Source organism: Klebsiella sp. X13 (genome assembly GCF_003323835.1).
Taxonomy (GTDB): Bacteria; Pseudomonadota; Gammaproteobacteria; order Enterobacterales; family Enterobacteriaceae; genus Klebsiella; species Klebsiella ornithinolytica.
Genome location: NZ_CP030874.1, coordinates 883,932 through 901,665, shown reverse-complemented (window position 1 = coordinate 901,665; position 17,734 = coordinate 883,932). Strand labels below are relative to the sequence as shown.

General features: G+C 57.8%; 15 protein-coding genes and 1 tRNA gene. 7 read left to right on the top strand and 9 right to left on the bottom strand.

Going from position 1 to position 17,734, the window contains the following annotated elements; translation table 11 throughout:
• Positions 1–21: 21 nt before the first annotated feature.
• The gene (locus tag DSD31_RS04450; RefSeq protein ID WP_015585798.1) at positions 22–1,260 is read left to right on the top strand and encodes an MFS transporter; all 1,239 of its coding nucleotides are present in this window, start codon (positions 22–24) and stop codon (positions 1,258–1,260) included.
• A 163-nt stretch (positions 1,261–1,423) separates the two neighbouring features.
• Here DSD31_RS04450 and DSD31_RS04445 read toward each other — a convergent pair whose 3' ends face one another.
• Both DSD31_RS04445 and yjdI read right to left on the bottom strand, forming a co-directional pair.
• Positions 1,424–1,696 (bottom strand): GNAT family N-acetyltransferase, encoded by a 273-nt coding sequence (locus DSD31_RS04445; RefSeq protein WP_004867312.1) that lies wholly within the window; start codon positions 1,694–1,696, stop codon positions 1,424–1,426.
• A gap of 11 nt (positions 1,697–1,707) precedes the next feature.
• Positions 1,708–1,938, bottom strand: coding sequence for a 4Fe-4S mono-cluster protein YjdI (yjdI, locus tag DSD31_RS04440; protein ID WP_015585797.1), 231 nt, complete (start codon positions 1,936–1,938; stop codon positions 1,708–1,710).
• 311 nt (positions 1,939–2,249) lie between these two features.
• Between yjdI and DSD31_RS04435 the strand changes: the two genes are divergently transcribed.
• From DSD31_RS04435 to DSD31_RS04420, 4 genes are read left to right on the top strand one after another with little or no spacing between them, the layout of a single operon-like run.
• Positions 2,250–2,480 carry a YtcA family lipoprotein gene (locus DSD31_RS04435; protein WP_369974010.1) on the top strand — a complete coding sequence of 77 codons (231 nt, stop codon included), beginning with the start codon at positions 2,250–2,252 and terminating at the stop codon, positions 2,478–2,480.
• A 6-nt stretch (positions 2,481–2,486) separates the two neighbouring features.
• Complete coding sequence (gene mdtN, locus DSD31_RS04430; protein ID WP_015585795.1) at positions 2,487–3,515, top strand: multidrug transporter subunit MdtN; 1,029 nt, start codon at positions 2,487–2,489, stop codon at positions 3,513–3,515.
• Between the two features lie 9 nt (positions 3,516–3,524).
• Positions 3,525–5,462 carry an FUSC family protein gene (locus DSD31_RS04425; RefSeq protein WP_088402283.1) on the top strand — a complete coding sequence of 646 codons (1,938 nt, stop codon included), beginning with the start codon at positions 3,525–3,527 and terminating at the stop codon, positions 5,460–5,462.
• 5 nt (positions 5,463–5,467) lie between these two features.
• Positions 5,468–6,940 carry an MdtP family multidrug efflux transporter outer membrane subunit gene (locus DSD31_RS04420; protein ID WP_172412546.1) on the top strand — a complete coding sequence of 491 codons (1,473 nt, stop codon included), beginning with the start codon at positions 5,468–5,470 and terminating at the stop codon, positions 6,938–6,940.
• Between the two features lie 29 nt (positions 6,941–6,969).
• Here the strand turns inward: DSD31_RS04420 and DSD31_RS04415 are convergent, their stop codons facing one another.
• Positions 6,970–9,708: a LuxR C-terminal-related transcriptional regulator gene (locus DSD31_RS04415; protein ID WP_113990848.1), complete on the bottom strand. Its 2,739-nt coding sequence runs from the start codon at positions 9,706–9,708 to the stop codon at positions 6,970–6,972.
• A gap of 197 nt (positions 9,709–9,905) precedes the next feature.
• On the opposite strand from DSD31_RS04415, the gene DSD31_RS04410 reads away from it, so the two are divergent.
• Entirely contained in the window at positions 9,906–10,685 is a 780-nt protein-coding gene (locus DSD31_RS04410; protein WP_004867328.1) for an acetoin reductase, read from the top strand.
• Positions 10,686–10,959: 274 nt separating this feature from the next.
• On the opposite strand, the gene DSD31_RS04405 is transcribed toward DSD31_RS04410, so the two are convergent.
• From DSD31_RS04405 to actS, 5 genes are all read right to left on the bottom strand, one after another.
• Positions 10,960–12,513 (bottom strand): peptide MFS transporter, encoded by a 1,554-nt coding sequence (locus DSD31_RS04405; protein ID WP_004867331.1) that lies wholly within the window; start codon positions 12,511–12,513, stop codon positions 10,960–10,962.
• A gap of 571 nt (positions 12,514–13,084) precedes the next feature.
• Positions 13,085–13,579, bottom strand: a complete 495-nt coding sequence (locus DSD31_RS04400) for an HNH endonuclease (RefSeq protein WP_004867334.1) — start codon at positions 13,577–13,579, stop codon at positions 13,085–13,087.
• 121 nt (positions 13,580–13,700) lie between these two features.
• Positions 13,701–14,087, bottom strand: coding sequence for a VOC family protein (locus DSD31_RS04395; RefSeq protein WP_113990847.1), 387 nt, complete (start codon positions 14,085–14,087; stop codon positions 13,701–13,703).
• 342 nt (positions 14,088–14,429) lie between these two features.
• Positions 14,430–14,503, bottom strand: a tRNA-Gly gene (locus tag DSD31_RS04390).
• Positions 14,504–14,583: 80 nt separating this feature from the next.
• Entirely contained in the window at positions 14,584–15,306 is a 723-nt protein-coding gene (gene actS / locus DSD31_RS04385; protein ID WP_015585788.1) for an amidase activator ActS, read from the bottom strand.
• A gap of 231 nt (positions 15,307–15,537) precedes the next feature.
• Between actS and idi the strand changes: the two genes are divergently transcribed.
• The gene (gene idi, locus DSD31_RS04380; RefSeq protein WP_015585787.1) at positions 15,538–16,092 is read left to right on the top strand and encodes an isopentenyl-diphosphate Delta-isomerase; all 555 of its coding nucleotides are present in this window, start codon (positions 15,538–15,540) and stop codon (positions 16,090–16,092) included.
• 117 nt (positions 16,093–16,209) lie between these two features.
• On the opposite strand, the gene lysS is transcribed toward idi, so the two are convergent.
• Positions 16,210–17,727, bottom strand: a complete 1,518-nt coding sequence (lysS, locus tag DSD31_RS04375; RefSeq protein WP_004867343.1) for a lysine--tRNA ligase — start codon at positions 17,725–17,727, stop codon at positions 16,210–16,212.
• Positions 17,728–17,734 lie beyond the last annotated feature (7 nt).

Here is a 17,734-nt window from a genome sequence, read left to right as displayed (position 1 = left end):
GGCTTTAAATGGGATAAGACTATGGGTTCACAGGTATCCGCAGCGGAAGATTCACTGCTGCGGCACAGGTCGTTCGTCACCTTTTGGCTGGCGCGCACCTGCTCATCATTCGGTTTTCAAATGTTTTCGGTTGCCGTTAGCTGGCAAATTTATGCCATCACCCATAGCGCGATGGCGCTCGGGATGATCGGCCTGATGCAATTCTTACCCTCGGTCCTGCTGGCGCTCCCTGCGGGACACCTTGCGGATCAGTTCGATCGGCGACGGATTGTACTGCTTGGCCAGTTCATTGAATGGATAGCGTTACTCGGGCTGGTTGCGCTGACGCTGCTGCATTGGGCGGACAAGATTGAGATTTGGGGGCTGGTCTTTTTAATCTCGGTGGCAAAAGCGCTGGAGTGGCCGGCAATCACCTCTATGCTGCCGGCGCTGGTACCGCCGCCGATCCTCGCGCGCGCGATGGCGGCCAGCTCCGTCGGAGGACAGGCGGCGGTCATTATCGGCCCAACGCTTGGCGGTCTGCTGTACGTGGCGGGTCCGGAAGTGGTGTACGGCGTATCGGCGCTGTTCTATCTGTTCTCTCTTGTACTGGTAAGCCGACTGCGCTACGAGCGGCCGCCGCAAACCCGTCTGCCGATGAACCTCAAAAACCTGTTTGCCGGGGTGCATTTTATCCGCGAGCGAAAAGATGTGCTGGGCGTGATTTCGCTCGATCTGTTTGCCGTCCTCCTCGGAGGCGCGACGGCGCTATTACCGATCTTCGCCCAGGATATTCTCCATACCGGCCCATGGGGGCTGGGGATGCTGCGCGGCGCCCCTTCGGTTGGCGCGCTGCTGGTGGGCGTCTGGCTCAGTCGCCACAAGCTGGAGAAAAACGTGGGTCTGATCATGTTCGCCTCGGTGGCCGGCTTTGGCCTGGCGACGCTGGTGTTTGCGCTTTCTGCTCAGCTGTGGCTTTCCCTGCTGGCGTTAGCCGCGCTGGGTGGGTTTGATATGGTGAGCATGGTGATTCGCGGCGCGCTGGTACAGCTGGATACGCCGGATGATATGCGCGGCCGGGTCAATGCGGTGAACGCTATCTTCATTAATACCTCAAACCAGCTTGGGGAGTTTGAGTCTGGCCTGCTGGCAGCGTGGATGGGTGCCGTACCGGCCGCGGCGCTTGGCGGGATTGGCACGCTGGTGGTGGTCGCGATATGGATGACCATTTTCCCGCACCTGCGCAAAAGGCAGAAGCTGGAAAACGAGGGCCCGGGCTGACGACAGAAGCGCTTCCCGGTCGCTACGCCGGAAGTCAGGCGACAGGCCGGAACCATGCTGGCGCCAGAATATTATTCGCCATCATCGCCAATAACAGGCATCCCGGATGCAAAAGCCCTTCATCATCTAAAACTGAGCACCGGCTGAGACCGGTGCTTTTATTTCAGGCCCGGATATCATCGTACTCGCGGGTATTATCAAACTCATGTTTCGCAAAGGGACATAGCGGGATAATTTTACGCTGTTCTCCGCGCATCTTTTCCACCACTTTCGCCACCAGCTGTTTGCCTACCCCCTGCCCTTTCAGGCTCTCGTCGACATCGGTATGCTCAATAATGCTGAGATGTTCGCCGGTGGGAACAAAAACAATTTCCGCGACCTGATTCCCTGCCGCATCGTTGACGTAAAACTTGTTATGGCCTTCCAGTATTTCCATCATTTCCTCACTTATTTCTGGCGATACTTCAGGGCGCCGCTCGGGCAGGTGTCGATCACACGCACGACGGTGGCGACATCCACTTCATCCGGGATGATCCACGGCTTACGCTTCAGGTTGAAGAGTTTTGCGCTACCGCGAACGCAGTTCCCCGAGTGCTGGCAGATGTCCGTGTTGAAGTAGACATCAATCTTCTCGCCGGTGTATGCCCGGTAGCCCGCCTCCAGTAATTCCTTATCCATGACATTGCCTCAATTATTTTTCTTGTTCAGGAGCTAAGCATAGCCCCGCCGCGGAACGCCAGCTATGGTGAAATCAAAAATCACCTTCATATATGTCATAAGATTTATCGCATTAATGCGAAATAAACGCTTTTATATTCACTTTTCCTGCAGGAGCGGCACTGACGCCCCCCATAAAATAGACAGCCCGTCTCTTCCCTTTGCTTTTATTTCCCCGTGAGGGCGATTAAACTCACTCCACAATGGTATGAGCGCTCAGGAACTATCCTTTGAATTATCGAGTGAAGCTGGCACGTCCGGCGCTATTATTCATGTTTTTATTTCTCTCTGGTTGTTCATTATCACCAGCGATTCCGGTATTAGGCGCCGCATTTCCTGGCTGGTTTTTCTGTTTATTGGGCGGCGTGCTGTTACTCATTCCCTGTCATATCCTGATCGTCCGCAAAGGCTGGCAATCACGTTTTTCTCCGCTGGTATTCAGCTACCTGGCTCTGATGTTCCTGTTCGCCACGCTCCTGTGGTTCCTTTTCTTTGTTTACTAAGCCCCTATGACAAACTCCAGCCCAAGCGTATTACGGAAAAAGTGGCCTCTGCTGGCCCTCGTCCTCGCCGCGATCGTGGCGCTTATCCTGGTTATCTGGCAGCTTCAGACCTCGCCGGAAACCAATGATGCTTACGTCTATACCGATACCATCGACGTGGTGCCGGAAGTGAGCGGCCGGATCGTGGAGATGCCCATCCGCGACAACCAGCGGGTGAAAAAAGGCGATCTGCTGTTTCGTCTCGATCCGCGCCCCTATCAGGCGATGCTCGATGACGCCCGGGCCAGGCTGACCACGCTGGATGCGCAAATCATGCTGACCCGGCGCACAATTAAGGCCCAGGAGTACAACGCCCAGTCCGTCGCCGCCGCGGTAGAACGGGCGAAGGCGCTGGTAAAACAGACCACTTCGTCACGCACGCGTCTTGAACCATTAGTCCCGCAGGGCTTTGCTTCACAAGAGGATCTCGACCAGGCGCGAACCGCCGAAAAAGCCGCACGCGCAGAACTCGACGCCACGCTGCTGCAAGCGAAACAGGCTTCGGCCGCTGTGACCGGCGTTGACGCCATGGTTGCCCAGCGGGCGGGGATTCTGGCGCAGATCGCGCTGGCGGAACTGCACCTGGAATTTACCGAAGTCCGGGCGCCTTTTAACGGCGTGGTGGTGGCGCTGAAAACCACCGTCGGCCAGTACGCCTCGGCGTTAAAACCGGTATTTACCTTAATGGATGACGACCGCTGGTATGTCATCGCCAACTTCCGCGAAACCGATCTTAAAAACGTCCGCCCCGGCGTAGCGGCCAGAGTCACCATCATGACCAATCATGATAAATCGTTCGCCGGCGTGGTCGATTCCGTCGGCTCCGGCGTGCTGCCTGAAGGCGGGAGCGTGATTGAAGGTCTGCCGATTATTCAGAAGAGCATCAACTGGGTTCATGTTTCGCAGCGTTTCCCGGTGAAGATCGCGGTGAAAGATCCTGACCCCGAACTCTTCCGTATGGGCGCCTCTGCCAGCGCCGTTCTTCAGCCTCAGTAAGGAGGCGCTATGCAGAACGTCTGGTCATTTCTGCACCGGGAACTCCGCGACGCGCCGGGGAGGGCAAACTACACCCTGCGCCTGACCCTGAGCTGCGCGGTGCTGATCGTCCTGTTTATGACCCTGCAGATCCCTTTTTTGGCCGTGGCGCTGATCGTGGTGTTTTACGTCAGCCAGCCTAACGTGCTGATGATAAAGCTGGTGAGCGTGGTCTTTTTCCTCACCGTCAGCGTGGCGCTGGGCTGTGTGCTGCTGATCATCAAATGGACTTATGACTATCCGCTGATCCGCCTGGTCGCCTCGGTAGCGCTGTTTTTCGGCGCCATCTATCTGATGCGGGTGCTGGGCAAGCTGGGGCTGGCCTTTTTCGTCGTCGCGCTGGTCGTTATCTACGCGCAGACTTTCCCCTCGATGACCAGCCAGAGTGAGATTCTGGTGCGTCTGCTGCTCTGGCTATGGGTCGTCATCAACCTCGCCATCGTGGTCACGCTGCTGGTCAACGCCGGTTTTCAGCAGGCTTTTCCCGGCTACCAGTTCAAAGCGAGAATGGTGTTCTTGCTCCGCCGGGTGGCGGCGCTTCTCGCCAGGCCGGACGCCGGTTCTCCGCCAACTTTCAAAGAAATTGCCGAACAGTTCGCCCAGCTTCAGTCTCTGTATCAGCAGGCGACCCGCTCCAGCCCAGAGATAGCCGATAACCCGCAGGCGTGGCAATCCCTGATGGCCGCCACCCTTCACTGCTATCATCTGGCCGCGCTGCTTCAGCCGGAAGAGTCCCCTTCCGCCGGGCGTCTGCAGCTTGCCGCCGCGCTCTCGACGCTGGCGCACAATCTGGACCTCAGCACGCTTCCGGCAACCCTGCCGGAGGCCAGCGCGCGGGATACGGCGAACGGCGTCATTTTGCAAGAGATGGCCACGACGCTGAGCCAGCTGGCGCGCGGCGAACCGGTGCCGCTGCCGGCTGGCGAAGAGGAAAAAGCGCCCCTGCTGCTGCCTGACGCCTGGTCGAACCCCGCGTATCTGCACTTCGCGCTTAAAACGCTGCTGGCAACGCTGCTGTGCTACGTTTTTTATACCGCCGCCGACTGGCAGGGTATCCATACGATTATGCTCAGCTGTGTCATTGTCGCCCAGCCGGGGCTCGGCGCGACGCTGCAGAAAACCTGGCTGCGAACAGGCGGTGCCCTGCTCGCGACCCTGCTGGCGCTGTTAATGATCGTCTTTATTCAGCCGCATACCGAATCTATCGTCGGCCTGCTGGCGATGACCCTGCCGGTGATGGCGCTGTCGGCCTGGATAGCAGCGGGGTCTGAACGCATCGCCTACGCCGGGATTCAGATCGGCTTTACCTTCTCACTGGCGTTTCTCAGCTGGTTTGGCCCGCTGACCAATTTGACCGAGCTGCGCGATCGCGTCATCGGTATTTTGCTCGGCGTGCTGGTCTCTTCGATTGTCCACCTCTACCTGTGGCCGGATAGCGAGGCCCCGCAGCTCAAATCGCGGCTGGCCGATCTCTACCGGCGGATTGCCGATGACCTGCGCGCCAGTCGCGATGAGGTGCAGTTAGTGCCGCTGTTTCATGCCCTCAACAGCGCCGAAACGCTGATGCATCGGGTGGCGGCTGAACCGCTGAATGCTTATGCTCACCCGCATCCCGAGGCAAAAACCTGGCCGGTGAAGGCCACCTGGACGCAGGCCCTCGAAATCGTACGCTTCAGCGAAGGGTACCGGCTGTACGCCGCGCCGGGAGATACCTTTCTGCGCCACTGCGCCGGGTCGCTCGAGGCCTATGCCGATGATATCGACCGGCAGCAGGCGCCCGTGCCGTTCGGCGAGCTTCGGCCCGACCCCGGTAATCCTTTTGGCCGCCCGCTGATCACTCTGCTGACGACATTACCGAGCTGGTCGTCCGCACCTTTACCGCTTTCGCGACAGGCAGATAAGTCATGAGAAAAATGGACACCGCAGCCCGCTTCCTGCGCTACTCACCGCTCGCCTTCCTTCTGACGCTGGTCACCGGCTGCGCGTTAATTCAGGACGATCCGGGCCAGGTCACCATCGTGAACCCGCAGCAGGCTGAACTCGCGCAGGTGATTCACCTTGCCAACAGCGGCTGGCCAGCGGCCAGATGGTGGGAGGGCTATCACGATGCCCAGCTTAATATGCTGGTCAACCGCGCGCTGCAAAACTCCCCGACCATGCAGGCCGCCCGGCTGCGGATTGCGCAATCGCAGTCCACCGTAGAGCTGGCGCAGTCGGCAATGGGCGTCCAGGCCACCGCGGTGGCGGCTCAGAACCGGCTGCGGGTTACCAACAAACAGTTCACCTGGCCCTACTCTTACTCGCTGCCGGTCGATAAAAATGGTCCGTGGTACACCCTGAATACCGTCGGCGTCGGTGCCACGCTGAATATTGATTTATGGGGAGCCGATCGCGCCCGCGTTGCCGCCGCCATTGGCGAGAAAAATGCGCGTCAGGCGGAAACGGCGGGAATCGAGCTGGATCTCGCCAGCAGCGTGGCGCAGCTGTACTTTGCCATGCAGGCCACCTTCCAGAAGATGACGTTGTTGCATCAGCTGGAAGAGATTGCCCGTCTCTCGGTGCAGGCGCATGAGCACCGTACCCAGCGCGGCGTTGAGGATAGCGTGGATATCGCCAATGCCCAGGCCGAGCTGCTGGCGGCGCAGCAGCAGATCATTACGGCAAACGGGACGCTGACGCAGTACCGGGAAACATTGCGGGCGCTGATCGGCGCCGATGCGCGCAGCATGCCGGAGATCCATCCGGTCCCCCTGCCGACGCTACAGGAAACGCTGCCCGACTCGCTCTCCTTTGAACTGCTGGCCCGCCGCCCGGATCTCCAGGCGCTGCGCGGCTACGTCACGGCGTCATTAAGCCAGGTCGATGCGGCGAAGGCGGCGTTTTACCCGCACTTTGATATCAAGGCCTTCTGGGGATACAACGCCCTGAGCGTCGGGGATCTGTTTAAATCGTCCTTCCAGCAGATCAACCTGCTGCCGGGGCTGTATCTGCCGATCTTCGACGGCGGCCGGCTGAATGCCAATCTGCAATCGGTCCGCACCGCCAGCAATATTCTGATCAAACAGTACAACCAGGCGGTACTGGATGCCGTGCGCGATGTGGCGATCGGCTCCAGCGAGCTGAACGATCTTAATCAGCAGGTGGTGCTGCAGAAGCTGAAGGTGACGGCCGCCATGGCCACCTCCCGCAGCGCCAGCGCCCACTATCAGCGGGGGCTGGTCAGCTACTATGCGGCTCAGGAAGCGCGTCGTCCCGTCATCGCCCAGCAATTGCTCCTGCTGGATATCGAGGCGCAGCGGTTGAGCAGCGACATTACGCTGATTAAGGCATTAGGCGGAGATTACCGCGGCCCGGCGCTGGAGAATCTGGGCAAACAGGCGCGCTGAGGCGCCCCTTGCGTGCCGGCGAGCGGGCGTCAGCGAAATAGCTGCCACTCGCGCGCCTGATTCACCGCCTGAATCCGACCATTGACCTGCAGCTTGTCGTACAGCTGCTTGAGATGCCACTTCACGGTTTCGGCCGTAATTCCCAGGGCCCGCGCGATCTCTTTGTTGGAGTAGCCTTCGGCGATCAGCTCCAGCGTCTGCTGCTCCCGCTCGGTCAGGCGAAGCTGCGCGGGCGCCCGACGGCTGACGGTCGGCAAGATCCCGGCAGCGTTGAATCTGGCGAGGTGCTGCGTCAGCGCATCGCTGAAGACCTCGTCGTGCCCCCCACGCTGCCGGGTAGCCGCCAGTAATGAGGCCATCTCTTCTCCGCTATCAAGCAGGCTGCGCCACAGTTTTTGCTGAAAGGCGCGATGCAGCGTCGGGATCCCCACCGTTATCGCCCGCTCCCGTTCCCCGGCGCGCCACAGGGAGACGGCCTGAATAAGCCGCAGGCGTACGGCAAACAACCACTCGCCGCCGCGCTCCTGCTCAGCGGCCAGCGTATCGAGCTGCCGCGCCGCCGCCAGCGGTTGTCCGTCGGCCATCAGCATCCGGCTCTGACTGAGGGTTAAACAGGCGCTCACCACATCATTTTTCTCCGCGCCGAGAGACAGTCCCTGAAGGCGACGAAGTAAACTGTCAGCCGCAGCGCGATCGCCGGCGTGGAGCGCATTGGCAATACGCTCAGCCAGCAGCGGCGCCTGCGCCCGCAGCCATCCACGCTGAACCGCCAGGCCTTCGGCATGCAGCAGCAGCGATGTCATCTCATCCGTCCGGCCATCACGTTGCGCCAGCTTCGCCAGCACGATATAGCAGCGGCTAAACCCATCCGGCGGGCAAAAGTCATCGATCATCTCAAGACGGAGCGTCAGCAGAGTGGGGATGCGCTGTACCTCCCCCTGCTCCCAGGCGATTTCGGCCAGAATCGGCGCCAGGGTGGCGCCGCTGCTGGAGTGAGGACCGGTCTGCTGTTCGGCATACTGTAGCGCCCGCCCCGCCTGCCGCTGCGCTTCGGCCAGATTGCCCTGGCGCAGGTATCCCTGGGCCATCACAAACGCCCGGTAGACCTCGACGAACAGATTGCGGTTCGCCACCCGCATACCCGCTACCCGCTGCTGGACATCCAGCGCCTGTTGCGGCCGGGCGTTCGCCAGATGGCAGTAGCTGAGAATATTGCACACCAGGCCATCCACCCAGATATCGCCGCAGGGCACCTCGTGCAGCAGAGGTTCCACGATAGCAATACTCTGGGCAATATTGTCGGCGAAAGCTTCGCAGATCGCCCGAACCACGCGGAGCTTCACCCACGAACTGTGGGCCATCGCGCTGCGGTTGGCGACCGCCAGCGACTCAATGGCGTCCAGCAGCTGGCGGGCATCGTGGAAACGAAAACGGTGTGCGAGCGCCCAGGCGAGGTTCGTTTGCAGCTCGATGCGGGAAGGGTCCAGATTTGCCGGCAGATAGCGGATCCAGCGCACCATCGTCTCGATATCGCCCTCTTCCGCCAGCGACTGCACGCCGGCTTCCGCGTGTCCGGCCCCCGTTTTCCCGGCGGCCAGCGCATGGCGAATCGCCTCGGCCCACAGCTGCTGGCCGGCAAACCAGTTGCTGGCCTGTTCATGCAGTACGCGGATATCCACCTGCGCACTGTGCTGCAGACGATACAGCAGCGCTTCGCGCATCAGCGGGTGGTAGCGGAACCAGAACCCGTCCGCATCCAGGGCCGAGAGAAACAGATTGTGCCGGGCTATCCACGCCAGCATCGCCTCTCCGTTGCCTTTCCCGGTCACGGCATCGCACAGCGACGGATGCAGGCGGTTGAGTATTGCGGTTCGCAGAAGAAAGTCCAACACCCCGGCGGGCAATGGCGCAAAGATCACCTCTTCCAGGTAGCGAGAGAGGGCGCGGGAAGCGGTATTCAGCTTGCCGTCGGTCGGGCAACAATGGGCGCTATGGGCGCTGCCGCTTGCTAAAGCCGCCATTTTCATACCGGCAACCCACCCCTCCGTGCGGGCAATCAGGCGCGGAATCTCCTGCGGATCCGGTGCCGGGGAGATCGACGTGGCAAAATAGGTTCTGGCCTCCTCAGCATTAAACCGCAGCGCACGATCATCGATCTCCACCAGCCGATCCTCCATGTGCAGGCGACTCAGCGCCAGGGGCGGCTGGCTGCGACTGGCAATAATCAGATGCAGAGACGGCGGCGCGTGGTTCAGCAGCCAGTTCAAACCATCATGAATCTCCGGGTGAGCAATATTCTGGTAATCATCGAGGATCAGAGACAGCGAAATCGGATAGCTGTGCAGCTGGTTGACGAGCCCGGCGAGAAACAGCCGAAAGTCGTCTCCGGGGGCGCTTTCCGGCAGAGCATTCGCCGCTTGCCAGAGCGGCCGCAGCGCCGCCTGCAGATAGCGCATAAACAGGAAGGGCGTGTTGTCATCTTCATCAATGCTCAGCCAGGCCAGCGTACTCCCCTGCTGCTGCCGATGCTGATACCACTGGGCCAGCAGCGTGGTTTTGCCGAACCCGGCGGGGGCGCATACCAGCGTTAGCGTACTGGTGAGCGCGGCGTCCAGCCGCTGCAGCAGACGATCGCGCGACTGCAATACCCCCGGTGTGCGCGGCGGCGTAAAGCGCGTCGCGATAAGCGGCAAGGTGCGCGCAAGGCGAAACGGTTCCTGATGAACAAACTCGCTTAATGCGTCATCCGTCGGGGGTAACAATTCCATAGCGCCATAACCTCCTCATCCCGTGCATACGCCATTATCCCCCCCAACCGGGGGGTAGGCCACGTTTATCCATACCTATAGAGTAGTTTTATCCTTTGCCGCCGATGGGCAGTACGCCAGGCCTGCGCCTTCGTGCAGCGAATCTTTTCTCCATCAGGCATCCATCGTTTCTTAATCAGTACAAGGTGTGTACAGAAATGGCTATCGAAAATAAAGTTGCATTAGTCACCGGTGCCGGTCAGGGCATCGGCCGCGGTATTGCTTTACGTCTGGCCAAAGAGGGTGCGTCGTTGATGCTTGTCGACGTGAACCCGGAAGGGATTGCGGCGGTCGCCGCCGAAGTTGAAGCGCTGGGCCGTAAGGCCGCCACCTTCGTGGCGAATATTGCTGAACGTGACCAGGTGTATGCCGCCATTGATCGGGCGGAAAAGGAGCTGGGCGGCTTTGATATCATCGTGAACAACGCGGGGATTGCTCAGGTACAGGCGCTCGCCGACGTGACCCCTGAAGAGGTCGATCGCATCATGCGTATCAACGTTCAGGGGACGCTATGGGGCATTCAGGCCGCGGCGAAAAAATTTATCGACCGCAAGCAAAACGGCAAAATCATTAACGCCTGCTCCATTGCCGGGCACGACGGTTTTGCCCTGCTGGGGATCTATTCCGCCACTAAATTTGCCGTTCGCGCCCTGACCCAGGCGGCAGCGAAAGAGTACGCCAGCCGCGGGATCACCGTGAACGCCTACTGCCCGGGGATTGTCGGGACCGGCATGTGGACCGAAATCGATAAGCGCTTTGCCGAAATTACCGGTGCGCCGGTCGGTGAGACCTATAAAAAATATGTAGAAGGGATTGCGCTTGGCCGTGCGGAAACGCCGGACGATGTGGCGAGCCTGGTCGCCTATCTGGCCGGCCCGGATTCCGACTATATGACCGGTCAGTCGATCCTGATCGATGGCGGGATTGTTTACCGTTAATACCCGAAGCGGGTCGTCTCCGACAGACGGCCCGCGCTGATCCCGCCAGCCTCATTTTCTTACGGTTTCCCCTGCCCCGCCATGGCGCTGACGTTCACTGCCTCCAGCCCGTTCGCTGGTCATTCATAATATGCCCGGGAAAAAGTCGCGGACTCACCCAAGGGGATATCTCGCTGGCGATGGTGTGGCCGACGGATATTTCCCGTTAAATTTCAGACGAAAAAAAAGCTGGCGCTTTACGCGCCAGCTTACCGACTGTCAGTTTCCGTTGCCGTCAGGCGTGGGTAGCCGGTTTTTGTGCGGTTTTGTTCTGCGTATTTTCCAGCATCCGGCGCACCGGAACGATCAGCACGCAGAGTACGGCGGCGCAGATCAGCAGCGCAATCGAACAACGTGCAAAGAGATCTGGCAGCATATCCAGCTGATCAGCTTTCACATGGCCGCCGATCAGGCCGGCCGCCAGGTTACCCAGCGCACTGGCGCAGAACCACAGCCCCATCATCTGGCCGCGCATTCTTTCCGGCGCCAGCAGCGTCATGGTTGCCAGGCCAATCGGGCTCAGGCACAGCTCGCCCAGGGTCAGCATCAGAATACTGCCTACCAGCCAGAACGGTGATACGCCGGCCCCGCCGTTGTTCAGCACATTCTGTGCCGCCAGCATCATCAGGCCAAAGCCCGCAGCGGCGCAGAGAATGCCGATGACGAATTTGGTGATGCTGCTCGGACGGACGCCATTACGCGCCATGGCCGGCCATGCCCAGCTAAAGACCGGCGCCAGCAGAATAATAAACAGCGCGTTGATTGACTGGAACCAGACCGCCGGGATCTCAAAGCTGCCGATCATACGGTTGGTATAATCATTGGCGAACAGGTTGAAGGAGGTCGGCTTCTGCTCAAATGCCGACCAGAAGAAGGCGGCGGAAACCAGCAGAATAAAGCACACCAGCAGACGGGCGCGCTCTTTGCGGCTCAGTCCGGCGAAGGCAAACAGATAGATGAAATAGAGAACGACCGAAGCGGCAATCACGTATACCAGCATACTGGCAACGGCAACAGGGTTAACCACAATCACGCCCTGCGCAATCAGCGTGATAATCACCGCGGCACCTACGGCCAGCGCCAGCAGCCAGGCGCCCACGCCGTTCTTCTTCGCCACCGGGCTATTCCAGGTTGAATCGAGGCCCACTTCGCTGTCGTAGCGCTTCATCGCCGGTACCGCAAAGACCCGGAAGATCACCAGCGCCACCAGCATCCCGATGCCACCGATGCCAAAGCCCCAGTGCCAGCCGTGTGATTTAATCAACCAGCCGGAAATCAGCGGCGCGATGAACGACCCCATATTGATGCCCATGTAGAACAGCGAGAATCCACCGTCACGACGCGCATCCCCTTTCTTGTACAGCGTGCCAACCATAACCGAGATGCAGGTTTTGAACAGACCCGATCCCAGTACGATAAACATCAGCCCGATAAAGAACAGGTTGTCACCCAGCACCGCTGACAGAGCAATCGACAGATGACCCAACGCGATGAGAATCGATCCGTACCAGACCGCCTTTTGCTGGCCCAGCCAGTTATCCGCCAGCCAGCCGCCCGGTAACGCCGCAAGGTACATACTGCCGGCGAAGATACCGACGATCGCCGAGGCATTTTCACGCGCCAGCCCCATACCGCCGTCGTAAACCGTGGCGGCCATAAACAGAATCAATAAGGGGCGAATGCCGTAAAACGAGAATCGCTCCCACATTTCGGTAAAGAACAACGAACCTAGCGGATATGGATGACCAAAGAAGGTCCGGCTTTCATTTTTATTCACAGAGGAATGCATAACTTCTCCAGATAAGATGCACCGCAGCGCAGAGAGACTGCGGAAAGCGTGTTAGCCATGTTTACACTGGCCAATCATTTACATGAGGCACGATATTTTTTAACTATTTGATAACCAGCTTCTGGTTTTGTCTAGCCCCTCACCCCCATCTTTTAGATGAAAAGTCGACAAACGTCTACTTTTATAGATTTAAAGTTGGCTGACAACAAAATGTGATTGACATCTCAAATGATAACAATGAATGCAATTATATGTTTATAAACAACAAGTTGAACAAACAGATATTCATACTCAAGGCTGAGGCGCGCTGCGAATAAAACGCGATAAAAAGTAGGGTAAATACGAGGTTGGTCTTCGCGACAGGGGAAAGTATCGATAAGTCACACTCTTGATTATTTAGTCACAGAGTGACGTTCACATATGCAACCGACGCCAGGCCGGACAGAAACCGGTATGACGCAACGACTGCATCAAACACGACGCTTTGCGCGCATTTTTAGGGTATTTTTCCTGCGATTCGCAGAGCCCTGACTCCGAACCAGGGGATAAAAAAGCGCACCCAGACCGGCTGCTAACGCCATTTAATTTCGTCGCGGTTGCCTTTTGCAAGATTACATTCGTGGCATAACAGCTGGAGGTTATCCAGGCGCAGCGCCAGATGCGGGTATTTACTGCGGGGCCGAATATGATCGACATGGATGACCACCCCATGTTTTGCCGCCGAACGCCCGCAGGCACTACAGGCACCGCCATATTTTTTGAGTGCCTGATAGCGAAGCGCGCGCCACTCTCTGGACTGGTAGAACGCAGCAGAGGCGTTCACGTCTTTTTCCTCTGTCCTGGCCTGTTGCCGCCGGTTGACCGACTGAAACAATCCCTCGTCATCTTCATCTTTCGTTGCGCGATTGACGCGACGGTACAGCGGACCTTCACCTTCCCTGCGCCCCCAGACATCGCGCTCTGGTTTGGCGTTTATGGGTTCCGTTTTATACAGAGTCCGGGTCAGCATTTTCACGCCTAGATACAAAAGCCATATGACACAGACGACGACGATAAACGACCCCATTTCTCAATCTCTTCAATAACCTGACGTGATGCAGAATAGCAAATATCCGCACTCAACGCCTGGAGTTCTGCCGCCGACAGGGCCACCTGAACCGCCGCTCTGTTCCACGAGAGCCCTCAATCTATGGCCAGTCGCGGTTCTGAAGCACCACCCGATAACCGTCATCATCGACAAATGTTTTGCCGTTGGTATCCCAGTAGGGATTAAACGACCTCATCGTACGAAAGCCCGCCGCCGTCATTCTGGCGCACGCCTGCTGCCAGGCTGCTTTATCGGGGTAATAGAGCACGAGCAGATCTTCATCGGTCGGCGCAGGCTGACGCGGATGATCGTGACAGTGGGTGAACTCAATATGCCAGGCCAGCTCCGGACGGCCCACCATTATCCCACAAAAGCCGGCATGGTCGGTAAAATCCGCAATTCGTTGGAGCTCTAATCCCTGGCTGTACATGGTGCAAGCGCGCGCCAGGTCGGTGACGGGTCTGGCAATACGCATATGGCTGAACATGATAACGGGCTCCCGCGGGTCAAATTAAGTTTCCGGAATGGACAACACCGACCCTACTGTACCCGGATTTCAGATGGCTATTTGTCGAGAAAAGCCGTTGTTTTAATAGGAGGGGATGAAATGACAATGCCCGGTCAGGCTTTTTCGTTTGCGTTTTGCTATCGCGGCGTCAATCTGGAACCGTCGCCGAGTTAAGTTAAACGTTCATCTAACCGTAACTTTCCGTGACAACTGCCGGTGTATTTTTGAGCGCTAAAACGAGAGGCTGATATGCAATACAATTTCAGAAACTTGTTTCAAAAACAGTATGTTATCTAAGATATGTTATCACAGGAGAAATTCTGGAGCGGGCGAAGGGAATCGAACCCTCGTATAGAGCTTGGGAAGCTCTCGTTCTACCATTGAACTACGCCCGCGTTGAGGTGCGAGGGCCATTATAGACCTTACGCACCGTCTTACAAGACTGAATCACGCTAACTGCTGATAAAATAACCTCTTAGCACTTTGGCTTACTGCCCTGCGGCGGTAAATAGCGCTGTGGATCGATAGCCGTCGCCCGGTAGCGAATCTGGAAATGCAGGCGCACGGAATCGGCGTCGCTACTTCCCATCGTGGCTATCTGCTGACCAATCTTCACGTTCTGACCGTTATTGACCATCATTTTGTCATTATGGGCATAGGCGCTGATGTAATCCTCACCATGTTTAATCATGATCAGATTACCGTAACCGCGGAGCTGATTACCGACGTACACCACTTTACCCGCCCCTGCCGCATAGACCGGCTGGCCGCGCGTGCCGGCAATATCAATCCCCTTATTACCACCATCATTTGATGAATAAGGCAGGATAACTTTACCGTTGGTCGGCCAGCGCCAGCAGCGTTGCCCCACCGGTGGCCAGGAGACCGGCGGCAGCGTGGCCGGCGGCTTGCTGGCCGCGGTGCGCTTACCGGCGCTGCTCTTCCCGGATGAACCGCCCTTTGTGGCGCCCGAGGCCGGATTCAGCTTCAGACGCTGTCCAACCTCAATAGTATACGGTGGGGAGATATTATTCAGTCGGGCCAGATCTTTAATGCTGGTACCGGTTGTCCGGGAAATACGGTACAACGTATCGCCGCGTTTCACGGTGTAGACGGAACCGGAATCAGATGAACTGGAACATCCTGCAATCACCAGGCTGCTGACCAACATCATCATGATAAAAAAGCGTTTTCTCATCAGGCGTCCTGCACTCAGCACAGCTCTCATCTCGTCACAACGGACAACTATCATACCAGCCCGCAGGCAGATCCCCAATCGATACGCTTGCGTTGTCGGATTCGTGTTTCCCCGTCTGCAGCGCCCGAAGCCTGTTTTGGTAATGCCTTTCGAGCGGTTATCGGCTACCCTAGTGCCGAGTGTGTGACCAGGCGAGCGTATGCCGGGTCATTTTTATTATCAGGAGTTGTCATGACCGGGGAACATGTCATTTTGCTCGATGAGCAAGATAAGCCTGTTGGCAGGCTGGAAAAATATGCCGCCCATACCCTTAATACCCCTTTGCACCTCGCCTTTTCCTGCTGGTTGTTTAATGACCACGGCCAGCTGCTGGTGACGCGTCGTTCACTGGGTAAAAAAGCCTGGCCCGGGGTCTGGACCAACTCCGTCTGCGGACATCCCCAGAGCGGAGAGACGTTTGAACAGGCCGTGACGCGGCGCAGCCGTTTTGAACTGGGCGTTAACATTGCCAACATCGCCTCCGTTCATCCGGCGTTTCGTTACCGGGCGGTGGCCCCAAACGGAATTGTCGAAAACGAAGTCTGCCCGGTTTACGCCGCACGCATTATCAGTCCGGTGCTGGCTAATAGCGACGAGGTCATGGACTATCAGTGGTGTGAGCTGGAAGATTTACTGCAAGCGCTGGCGCTCACCCCGTGGGCCTACAGTCCGTGGATGGTGCTCGAAGCGGCTGACGATAATGCCCGGCAGGCGTTGAGAAACTATGTCGCGCAGCTGCGCTATTAACGGTCTTGCCGGATAGCGGTTTTTCGCCGCCTGTCCGCATCCTCCCGCGACTCGCGCAGCGGGGCACAAACAAAAAACCCCGGCCTGTAGCCGGGGTTATGTTTTTGACGGTCGCTCTTATTTAACCGGGCGCATTGCCGGGAACAGGATGACGTCGCGGATGGTATGGCTGTTGGTAAACAGCATCACCATACGGTCAATACCGATACCCAGACCGGCGGTCGGCGGCAGGCCGTGTTCCAGCGCGGTCACGTAGTCTTCATCGTAGAACATGGCTTCATCGTCACCAGCGGCTTTCGCATTCACCTGGTCCTGGAAGCGCTGCGCCTGATCTTCCGCGTCGTTGAGCTCGCTGAAGCCGTTACCGATTTCACGGCCGCCGATAAAGAACTCAAAGCGGTCGGTAATTTCCGGGTTCTGGTCATTACGACGCGCCAGCGGAGAGACTTCCGCCGGGTATTCGGTGATAAAGGTCGGCTGAATCAGGTGCGCTTCCGCCACTTCTTCAAAGATCTCCGTCACGATACGGCCCAGACCCCAGCTCTTCTCAACGTGAATGCCGATAGACTCTGCAATCGCTTTTGCGGAATCGAAGTTATCCAGATCCGCCATCTCGGTTTCCGGACGATATTTCTTGATAGCTTCACGCATGGTCAGTTTTTCAAACGGCTTACCGAAGTCGAAGGTCTGATCGCCATAAGGAACCGCGGTGTTGCCCAGAATATCCTGCGCCAGGGTACGGAACAGGGATTCGGTCAGCTCGATCAGATCTTTATAGTCCGCGTACGCCATATAGAGTTCCATCATGGTGAACTCTGGGTTATGACGCACGGAGATGCCTTCGTTACGGAAGTTACGGTTGATTTCGAATACGCGTTCGAAGCCGCCCACAACCAGACGCTTCAGATACAGTTCCGGCGCGATACGCAGGTACATGTCCATATCCAGCGCGTTGTGATGGGTGATGAACGGACGGGCAGACGCGCCGCCAGGGATCACCTGCATCATCGGGGTTTCGACTTCCATAAAGCCGCGACCGACCATGAACTGGCGGATACCGGCCAGAATCTGGGAGCGAACCTTAAAGGTCTTGCGGGATTCGTCGTTGGAGATCAGATCCAGGTAGCGCTGACGGTAGCGCGCTTCCTGATCCTGCAGGCCGTGGAATTTGTCCGGCAGCGGGCGCAGGGCTTTGGTCAGCAGACGCAGTTCGGTGCAGTGGATAGACAGCTCGCCGGTTTTGGTTTTAAACAGCTTACCGCGCGCCGCGATGATATCGCCGAGGTCCCATTTTTTGAACTGCTCGTTGTAGACGCCTTCCGGCAGATCGTCACGCGCGACGTACAGCTGAATGCGGCCGCCGACATCCTGCAGAGTGACGAAAGAGGCTTTACCCATAATACGGCGGGTCATCATACGACCAGCAACGGAGACTTCAACGTTCAGTGCTTCCAGCTCTTCGTTTTCTTTCGCATCGAAGTCAGCGTGCAGTTGGTCAGAGGTATGGTCACGACGGAAATCGTTCGGGAACGGGATACCCTGCTCACGAAGCTGAGCCAGCTTTTCACGACGGGCTTTCAGTTCATTATTAAGGTCAATTGCCGCGTCAGCGCCCTGTGCTTGTTGTTCAGACATGTTGGTT

Bases quoted from the DNA above. Each gene is read 5' to 3' on its own strand.
- DSD31_RS04450 (WP_015585798.1), top strand. From the start codon at position 22: ATGGGTTCACAGGTATCCGCAGCGGAAGATTCACTGCTGCGGCACAGG.
- DSD31_RS04445 (WP_004867312.1), bottom strand. From the start codon at position 1,696: ATGGAAATACTGGAAGGCCATAACAAGTTTTACGTCAACGATGCGGCA.
- yjdI (WP_015585797.1), bottom strand. From the start codon at position 1,938: ATGGATAAGGAATTACTGGAGGCGGGCTACCGGGCATACACCGGCGAG.
- DSD31_RS04435 (WP_369974010.1), top strand. From the start codon at position 2,250: ATGTTTTTATTTCTCTCTGGTTGTTCATTATCACCAGCGATTCCGGTA.
- mdtN (WP_015585795.1), top strand. From the start codon at position 2,487: ATGACAAACTCCAGCCCAAGCGTATTACGGAAAAAGTGGCCTCTGCTG.
- DSD31_RS04425 (WP_088402283.1), top strand. From the start codon at position 3,525: ATGCAGAACGTCTGGTCATTTCTGCACCGGGAACTCCGCGACGCGCCG.
- DSD31_RS04420 (WP_172412546.1), top strand. From the start codon at position 5,468: ATGGACACCGCAGCCCGCTTCCTGCGCTACTCACCGCTCGCCTTCCTT.
- DSD31_RS04415 (WP_113990848.1), bottom strand. From the start codon at position 9,708: ATGGAATTGTTACCCCCGACGGATGACGCATTAAGCGAGTTTGTTCAT.
- DSD31_RS04410 (WP_004867328.1), top strand. From the start codon at position 9,906: ATGGCTATCGAAAATAAAGTTGCATTAGTCACCGGTGCCGGTCAGGGC.
- DSD31_RS04405 (WP_004867331.1), bottom strand. From the start codon at position 12,513: ATGCATTCCTCTGTGAATAAAAATGAAAGCCGGACCTTCTTTGGTCAT.
- DSD31_RS04400 (WP_004867334.1), bottom strand. From the start codon at position 13,579: ATGGGGTCGTTTATCGTCGTCGTCTGTGTCATATGGCTTTTGTATCTA.
- DSD31_RS04395 (WP_113990847.1), bottom strand. From the start codon at position 14,087: ATGTTCAGCCATATGCGTATTGCCAGACCCGTCACCGACCTGGCGCGC.
- actS (WP_015585788.1), bottom strand. From the start codon at position 15,306: ATGAGAAAACGCTTTTTTATCATGATGATGTTGGTCAGCAGCCTGGTG.
- idi (WP_015585787.1), top strand. From the start codon at position 15,538: ATGACCGGGGAACATGTCATTTTGCTCGATGAGCAAGATAAGCCTGTT.
- lysS (WP_004867343.1), bottom strand. From the start codon at position 17,727: ATGTCTGAACAACAAGCACAGGGCGCTGACGCGGCAATTGACCTTAAT.